Annotated in this window: 10 protein-coding genes and 1 tRNA gene; 10 read left to right on the forward strand and 1 reads right to left on the reverse strand. The window is 64.6% G+C overall.

Going from position 1 to position 6,380, the window contains the following annotated elements; all coding sequences use genetic code 11:
• Positions 1-2: 2 nt before the first annotated feature.
• Positions 3-79, reverse strand: a tRNA-Asp gene (locus DI526_RS22730).
• A gap of 314 nt (positions 80-393) precedes the next feature.
• On the opposite strand from DI526_RS22730, the gene DI526_RS22735 reads away from it, so the two are divergent.
• The 10 genes from DI526_RS22735 to DI526_RS22780 all read left to right on the forward strand — a co-directional run.
• A complete protein-coding gene (locus DI526_RS22735) occupies positions 394-771 on the forward strand; it encodes an NADH-quinone oxidoreductase subunit A (protein ID WP_304283125.1) in 378 nt (125 codons plus the stop codon).
• Positions 741-1,322: an NADH-quinone oxidoreductase subunit B family protein gene (locus tag DI526_RS22740; protein WP_304283128.1), complete on the forward strand. Its 582-nt coding sequence runs from the start codon at positions 741-743 to the stop codon at positions 1,320-1,322. The genes DI526_RS22735 and DI526_RS22740 overlap by 31 nt, the downstream gene beginning before the upstream one ends.
• Positions 1,319-1,960 carry an NADH-quinone oxidoreductase subunit C gene (locus DI526_RS22745; protein ID WP_304283130.1) on the forward strand — a complete coding sequence of 214 codons (642 nt, stop codon included), beginning with the start codon at positions 1,319-1,321 and terminating at the stop codon, positions 1,958-1,960. The genes DI526_RS22740 and DI526_RS22745 overlap by 4 nt, the downstream gene beginning before the upstream one ends.
• Positions 1,961-1,963: 3 nt before the next feature.
• Positions 1,964-3,214 (forward strand): NADH-quinone oxidoreductase subunit D, encoded by a 1,251-nt coding sequence (locus DI526_RS22750; protein ID WP_304283132.1) that lies wholly within the window; start codon positions 1,964-1,966, stop codon positions 3,212-3,214.
• A complete protein-coding gene (locus tag DI526_RS22755; protein WP_304283134.1) occupies positions 3,211-3,543 on the forward strand; it encodes a nuclear transport factor 2 family protein in 333 nt (110 codons plus the stop codon). The genes DI526_RS22750 and DI526_RS22755 overlap by 4 nt, the downstream gene beginning before the upstream one ends.
• Complete coding sequence (gene nuoE / locus DI526_RS22760) at positions 3,540-4,229, forward strand: NADH-quinone oxidoreductase subunit NuoE (protein ID WP_304283137.1); 690 nt, start codon at positions 3,540-3,542, stop codon at positions 4,227-4,229. The genes DI526_RS22755 and nuoE overlap by 4 nt, the downstream gene beginning before the upstream one ends.
• A 1-nt stretch (position 4,230) precedes the next feature.
• The gene (locus DI526_RS22765) at positions 4,231-4,455 is read left to right on the forward strand and encodes a hypothetical protein (RefSeq protein ID WP_304283139.1); all 225 of its coding nucleotides are present in this window, start codon (positions 4,231-4,233) and stop codon (positions 4,453-4,455) included.
• Positions 4,452-4,715, forward strand: coding sequence for a hypothetical protein (locus tag DI526_RS22770; RefSeq protein WP_304283141.1), 264 nt, complete (start codon positions 4,452-4,454; stop codon positions 4,713-4,715). The genes DI526_RS22765 and DI526_RS22770 overlap by 4 nt, the downstream gene beginning before the upstream one ends.
• A 3-nt stretch (positions 4,716-4,718) precedes the next feature.
• A complete protein-coding gene (nuoF, locus tag DI526_RS22775) occupies positions 4,719-6,038 on the forward strand; it encodes an NADH-quinone oxidoreductase subunit NuoF (protein ID WP_304283142.1) in 1,320 nt (439 codons plus the stop codon).
• Between the two features lie 5 nt (positions 6,039-6,043).
• A partial coding sequence (locus DI526_RS22780) for a 2Fe-2S iron-sulfur cluster-binding protein (RefSeq protein ID WP_304283145.1) occupies positions 6,044-6,380 on the forward strand: 337 nt, incomplete at its 3' end.

Consider the following 6,380-nt stretch of genomic DNA (forward strand, 5'->3'; position numbering starts at 1 on the left):
GGTGGCGCGAATGACGGGGCTCGAACCCGCGACCTCCGGCGTGACAGGCCGGCGCTCTAACCAACTGAGCTACATCCGCATATCCCTTCGCCGAAGCGAAAGTGCGACCCGCCGATCGGCGAGGCGCGTCTGATATGTCGCTCGAAGACTCGTGTCAACGGCCATATCGAAGAAGCGACAAAACGCGTGTGGAGAGCTTGGTCTTTCGATGGTTTAAATAGGCGCAGCGACGCGCGCGCCCGCCTTTGTAGGCAAGGATTGTGCGTCCAGACACTGGTTAACCGCCGTTAGGTAAACGAGCTCTAGTTGCGATCGTTTCTCAATGTGTTCCGGGGTGTTTGAAGCCGCTGCGACACTGGGCTACAACCCGCTCGATTCAAGCCAAGGCCCGTCATGACCGCCTTCCTTCTTCAGTACCTGCCGATCGTGATCTTTTTAGGGATCGCGGCGGCCATCGGGATCGTCTTCATCCTGGCCGCGGCCGTGCTCGCGCCCAAGGCGCCCGACCCGGAAAAGCTGTCCGCGTACGAATGCGGCTTCAACGCCTTCGACGACGCGCGCATGAAGTTCGACGTCCGGTTCTATCTGGTGTCGATCCTGTTCATCATCTTCGACCTGGAAGTCGCGTTCCTGTTCCCGTGGGCGGTCACGCTGCTGAAGCTGCCGCATGACGTGGCCCAGTTCGCCTTTTGGTCGATGATGGCCTTCCTCGGCGTCCTGACCGTTGGCTTTATCTACGAATGGAAGAAGGGCGCCCTCGAATGGGAGTGATCGTTCCCGCCAACTCGGCCGGCCGTTCGACGGTCGAGGGGTATGACCCCAAGCTGCACGACCCGTTCTTCGACGGCGTGTCGCAACAACTGGCCGACAAGGGCTTCATCACGGCCGCCGCCGACGACCTGATCACCTGGGCCCGTACGGGCTCGCTGATGTGGATGACGTTCGGCCTGGCCTGTTGCGCCGTCGAGATGATGCACTCGGCCATGCCGCGCTACGATCTTGAGCGCTACGGCTTCGCGCCGCGCGCCAGTCCGCGTCAGTCGGACGTGATGATCGTCGCCGGCACCCTGACCAACAAGATGGCTCCGGCGCTGCGCAAGGTCTACGACCAGATGCCGGAGCCCCGCTACGTCATCTCGATGGGCAGCTGCGCCAATGGCGGCGGCTACTACTATTACAGCTACAGCGTCGTGCGCGGCTGCGACCGCGTCGTGCCGATCGACATCTACGTGCCTGGCTGCCCGCCCACGGCCGAGGCGCTGGTCTATGGCGTGTTGCAGCTGCAGAAAAAGATTCGTCGTACGGGGACGATCGAGCGATGACCGACGGGGTTTCGACCGAAACGGCGATCTCGCCGCTGGAAGCGCTGGGCCAGGCGATCGTCGCCAACAGCGCCGGCGCGCTCACCGCTTATCACGTGGCGTTTGGCGAACTGACGGTGCTGGGCCTGGCCCATCGCGTCGTCCAGGCGCTGGAGTTCCTGCGTGACCACCCCGACTGCCGCTTCCACCAGCTGGTGGACCTCACGGCGGTGGACTATCCGGAACGCGAGCGCCGCTTCGACGTGGTCTATCACCTGCTGTCGATGGTGAAGAACGTCCGTATCCGCCTGAAGGTGCAGACCGACGAGGATACGCCGGTCCCGAGCGCCACGCCCGTCTTCCCGGTCGCTGACTGGTTCGAGCGCGAAGCGTTCGACATGTACGGCGTGTTCTTCGAAGGGCACCCGGACCTGCGCCGGATCCTGACCGACTACGGCTTCCATGGCCATCCGCTGCGGAAGGACTTCCCTATGACCGGATATGTGGAAGTCCGCTACGACGACGAGCTGAAGCGCGTCGTCTACGAACCCGTGAAGATCACCGAGTTCCGCGCCTTCGACTTCCTGTCTCCGTGGGAGGGCGCCAAGTACGCCCTGCCGGGCGACGAGAAAGCCGAAAAGCGGGCAGGGGACGCTTAAGTCATGACTGGCACGAACGCGCCCGCCGCGGCGACCGACTTCTTCCGAGACGAAGCGACGGCTCCGGCCATTCCGGAGACGCCCGTCCGTAAGTTCAATATCAACTTCGGCCCTCAGCACCCTGCCGCGCACGGCGTGCTGCGCCTGGTGCTGGAGCTGGACGGCGAAATCGTCGAACGCGTCGATCCGCACATCGGCCTGCTGCACCGCGGCACCGAGAAGCTGATGGAAGCGCGGACCTATCTGCAGAACATCCCGTACTTCGACCGCCTCGACTACGTGGCGCCGATGAACCAGGAGCATGCGTTCTGTCTGGCCATCGAGAAGTTGCTTGGCGTCGAGGTGCCGCGTCGCGGCCAGATCGTGCGCGTGCTGTTCTGCGAGATAGGCCGCATTCTCAATCACCTGCTGAACGTGACGACCCAGGCCATGGACGTCGGCGCCCTGACGCCGCCGCTCTGGGGCTTCGAGGAGCGCGAGAAGCTGATGATCTTCTATGAGCGCGCCTGCGGCGCTCGTCTGCACGCCAACTACTTCCGTCCGGGCGGCGTCCACCAGGACCTGACGCCTGAGCTGATCGATGACATCGAGACCTGGGCGAAGGCTTTCCCCAAGATCTGCGACGACATCGAAGGCCTGATCACCGACAACCGCATCTTCAAGCAGCGCAACGTCGATATCGGCGTGGTCAGCAAGGAAGACGCCTGGGCCTGGGGGTTCTCGGGCGTGATGGTCCGCGGCTCAGGCATCGCCTGGGACCTGCGCCGCAACCAGCCGTACGAGAACTACAATGAGTTCGAGTTCGACATCCCGCTGGGCAAGAATGGCGACTGCTACGATCGCTACCTCTGCCGCATGCAGGAGATGCGCGAGTCCACCAAGATCATCCTGCAGGCCGTGCAAATGCTGCGCGGCACGCCGGGCCCGGTGCTGAGCGAGGACAACAAGGTCAGTCCGCCCCGTCGCGCCGAGATGAAGCGCTCGATGGAAGCCCTGATCCACCACTTCAAGCTCTATACCGAGGGGTTCAAGACGCCCGAAGGCGAGGTCTATGCGGCCGTCGAGGCGCCGAAGGGCGAGTTCGGCGTCTACGTGGTCAGCAATGGCACCAACAAGCCGTACCGCTGCAAGATCAAGGCTCCGGGCTTCTCGCACCTGGCGGCCATGGACTGGATGAACCGGGGCCACCAGCTGGCCGACGTTTCGGCCATCCTGGGCTCGCTCGACATCGTGTTCGGCGAGGTCGACCGGTGAGCCTGGCCGATATCGCCCAGGCGCAGCTCGACGCCTACAACGCCCAGGACCTGGACGCGCACTGCGCCCACTTCGCCGACGACGTGGTCGTCGCGGGCCTGAATGGCGACGTGGCCCGTACCGGCATCGACGCCTACCGCGCCTTCTACGCCAAGACCTTCGCCGAGTTCCCCAAGAACAAGGCGACCTTGCTGAACCGCATCGTGGTCGGGTCCAACGTGATCGATCACGAGCATGTCGACCGCGGGAACGGCGATGCGCCGTTTCAGGTCGCCGCCATCTACACCTTCAAGGGCGACAAGATCGCCCGCGTGGATTTCGCCCGATGAGCGTCCGTCGTCTCGCTAAAGAACAGCCCGCCAGCTTCGCCTTTACGGCCGAGAGCCAGGCCAAGGCCGACTGGTGGAAAGCCAAGTATCCCGCCGCCCGCAAGCAGTCGGCGGTGATCCCGATGCTGTGGCTGGCCCAGAAGCAGGAAGGCTGGATTTCCGAGCCCGCGATCCAGGAGATCGCGAAGCAACTAGAGATGCCGGTCATCCGCGTGCTGGAGGTGGCCACCTTCTACGTGATGTTCCAACTGCAGCCCGTCGGCAAGGTCGCCTTCGTCCAGCTGTGCGGCACCACGCCGTGCCAGCTGCGCGGCGCGCTGGACCTCAAGGCCGTGCTGAAGGACAAGATCGGCGAGGCTCATCACGTCTCGGCGGACGGCAAGTTCAGCTGGGAAGAGGTCGAGTGCCTGGGTGCGTGCTGCAACGCCCCGATGGCCGCGATCAACGACTATTACTACGAGGACCTGACGCCGGAGAGCCTGGCCCAGATCCTGGACGACTTCGCCGCCGGCAAGGCGCCGAAGCCGGGCAGCTATGACGGCCGCGGCGCCTCTGAACCCAAGGGCAAGATCCAGACCCTGACGGATCCGAAGCTGTACGACGGCTCGGCCGCCAAGAAGATCAAGATCCCGAACCTGCCCGAGAAGCCCAAGGCTTCGAAGGCCAAGTCGGAGCCGACCGCCTAACATGACCGCCGACGCCGCCCTCCAGAAGAAGCGCCTGACCGCGATGCTCGTCATCAACGCGGTCTGCTTCGTGCTGGCCGGCGTCGCGATCTATGGCGCGGTGTCGCTTCGGATCGACTGGCTGCGGCTGGTCTTCCTGGGTGCGATCATCGCCGGCCTGGGGTCGCACGTCTGGTTCATCGTGGGCTGGATGCGCGCGACCAAGGGCGGGGAGGGCGTGTCGTGAGCGACACTGCGATCGACGCCCGCCGCACGGCTTACTTCCACACGGTCAAGAGCGTGGGCCGCCGCGAGCGCGGTCTGGGTCTCCTGGCCTGCCTACTTGGCGCGCTGCTCCTGATCTGGGGCCGCTCTGGGCAAGGCGCTCCCGTTTGGGCGGTTTGGGCCGGCCTCGCCACGATTGGTGTGGGTTGGTTGCTTTTCGCCTATGTCATCCTCCGTCGGACGCGCTATGTGCGCGCCCATCCATTCGATCCGCAAAGCTGAGTCATGGTCGGTATCCTCGAAGACAAGGACCGCATCTTCACGAACCTCTACGGTCTCCAGGACTGGGGCCTTGAGGGCGCGAAGAAGCGCGGCTGCTGGAATGGCACCAAGGACATCCTGGACGCCGGGCGCGACTGGATCATCGACAACATGAAGAACTCCGGCCTGCGCGGCCGGGGCGGCGCCGGTTTCTCGACCGGCCTCAAGTGGTCGTTCATGCCCAAGGAAGTGAAGGAGGGACGTCCTCACTACCTGGTGGTCAACGCCGACGAATCCGAGCCGGGCACCTGCAAGGACCGGGAGATCATGCGGCATGATCCGCATCTCCTGATCGAGGGCTGCCTGATCGCTTCGCGCGCCATGCTGGCCCACGCCTGCTACATCTACATTCGCGGCGAGTACGTCTACGAACGCGAGATCCTGGAAGCGGCGATCAAGCAGGCCTACGAGGCCAAGCTGATCGGCAAGAACAACCTCCACGGCTGGGACTTCGACCTCTACGTCCACCATGGCGCCGGCGCCTATATCTGCGGCGAAGAGACGGCCCTGCTGGAAAGCCTGGAAGGCAAGAAGGGCCAGCCGCGCCTGAAGCCGCCATTCCCGGCGGGCGCTGGCCTCTACGGCATGCCGACCACGGTCAACAACGTCGAGTCGATCGCCGTCGCCGGCACGATCCTGCGCCGCGGCGCGGCCTGGTTCGCTGGTTTTGGCCGTCCGAACAACGCCGGCACCAAGCTCTTCTGCGTCTCGGGCCACGTAAACCTGCCCTGCAACGTCGAAGAGGCGATGAGCATCCCGTTCCGCCAGCTGATCGAGGATCACTGCGGCGGCATCCGCGGCGGCTGGGGCAACCTGAAAGCTGTCATCCCGGGCGGCTCGTCCGTGCCGATGATTCCGGCCGAGCAGTGCGAAGACCTTCCGATGGACTTCGACGCCCTGCGCAACCTGCGCTCTGGTCTCGGCACCGCGGCCGTGATCGTCATGGACAAGTCGACCGACCTCGTCCGCGCCATCGCCCGCCTGTCGTACTTCTACAAGCACGAGAGCTGCGGCCAGTGCACGCCGTGCCGCGAAGGCACCGGCTGGATGTGGCGCGTCATGGAGCGCATGGCGACCGGCGAGGCCGATCCGAAAGAGATCGACACCCTGCTGGACGTTACGACCCAGGTCGAGGGTCACACCATCTGCGCCCTGGGCGACGCGGCCGCCTGGCCGATCCAGGGCCTGTTCCGTCACTTCCGCCACGAGGTGGAGGAGCGGATCGCTTCCTATCGTAGCGGTCGCCTGCACGTGCAGGGCGCCAAGCTGATCGCGGCGGAGTAACAAGAATGGCTATCGCCAAGGTCAACGGCGTCGAAGTCGAGTTCGAGCCCGGCATGACGGTTCTGCAGGTCGCGGAACTGGCTGGGGAAGAAATCCCGCGCTTCTGCTACCACGAACGCCTGTCCATCGCCGGCAACTGCCGGATGTGCCTCGTCGAGGTGAAGCCCGGTCCGCCGAAGCCGCAGGCCTCGTGCGCCCTGCCGGCCGCCGAGGGCCAGGAGATCTTCACCAAGACCCCGATGGTCAAGAAGGCCCGCGAGGGTGTGATGGAGTTCCTGCTCATCAACCACCCGCTGGACTGCCCGATCTGCGACCAGGGCGGCGAGTGCGACCTGCAGGACC

The organism is Caulobacter segnis (assembly GCF_003243465.1).
Taxonomy (GTDB): domain Bacteria; phylum Pseudomonadota; class Alphaproteobacteria; order Caulobacterales; family Caulobacteraceae; genus Caulobacter; species Caulobacter segnis_A.

What these genes read in the sequence shown, in the direction of transcription:
- DI526_RS22740 (WP_304283128.1), top strand. Translation starts at nt 741, where the DNA reads ATGGAAGAAGGGCGCCCTCGAATGGGAGTGATCGTTCCCGCCAACTCG.
- nuoF (WP_304283142.1), top strand. Translation starts at nt 4,719, where the DNA reads ATGGTCGGTATCCTCGAAGACAAGGACCGCATCTTCACGAACCTCTAC.
- DI526_RS22750 (WP_304283132.1), top strand. Translation starts at nt 1,964, where the DNA reads ATGACTGGCACGAACGCGCCCGCCGCGGCGACCGACTTCTTCCGAGAC.
- DI526_RS22735 (WP_304283125.1), top strand. Translation starts at nt 394, where the DNA reads ATGACCGCCTTCCTTCTTCAGTACCTGCCGATCGTGATCTTTTTAGGG.
- DI526_RS22745 (WP_304283130.1), top strand. Translation starts at nt 1,319, where the DNA reads ATGACCGACGGGGTTTCGACCGAAACGGCGATCTCGCCGCTGGAAGCG.
- nuoE (WP_304283137.1), top strand. Translation starts at nt 3,540, where the DNA reads ATGAGCGTCCGTCGTCTCGCTAAAGAACAGCCCGCCAGCTTCGCCTTT.
- DI526_RS22765 (WP_304283139.1), top strand. Translation starts at nt 4,231, where the DNA reads ATGACCGCCGACGCCGCCCTCCAGAAGAAGCGCCTGACCGCGATGCTC.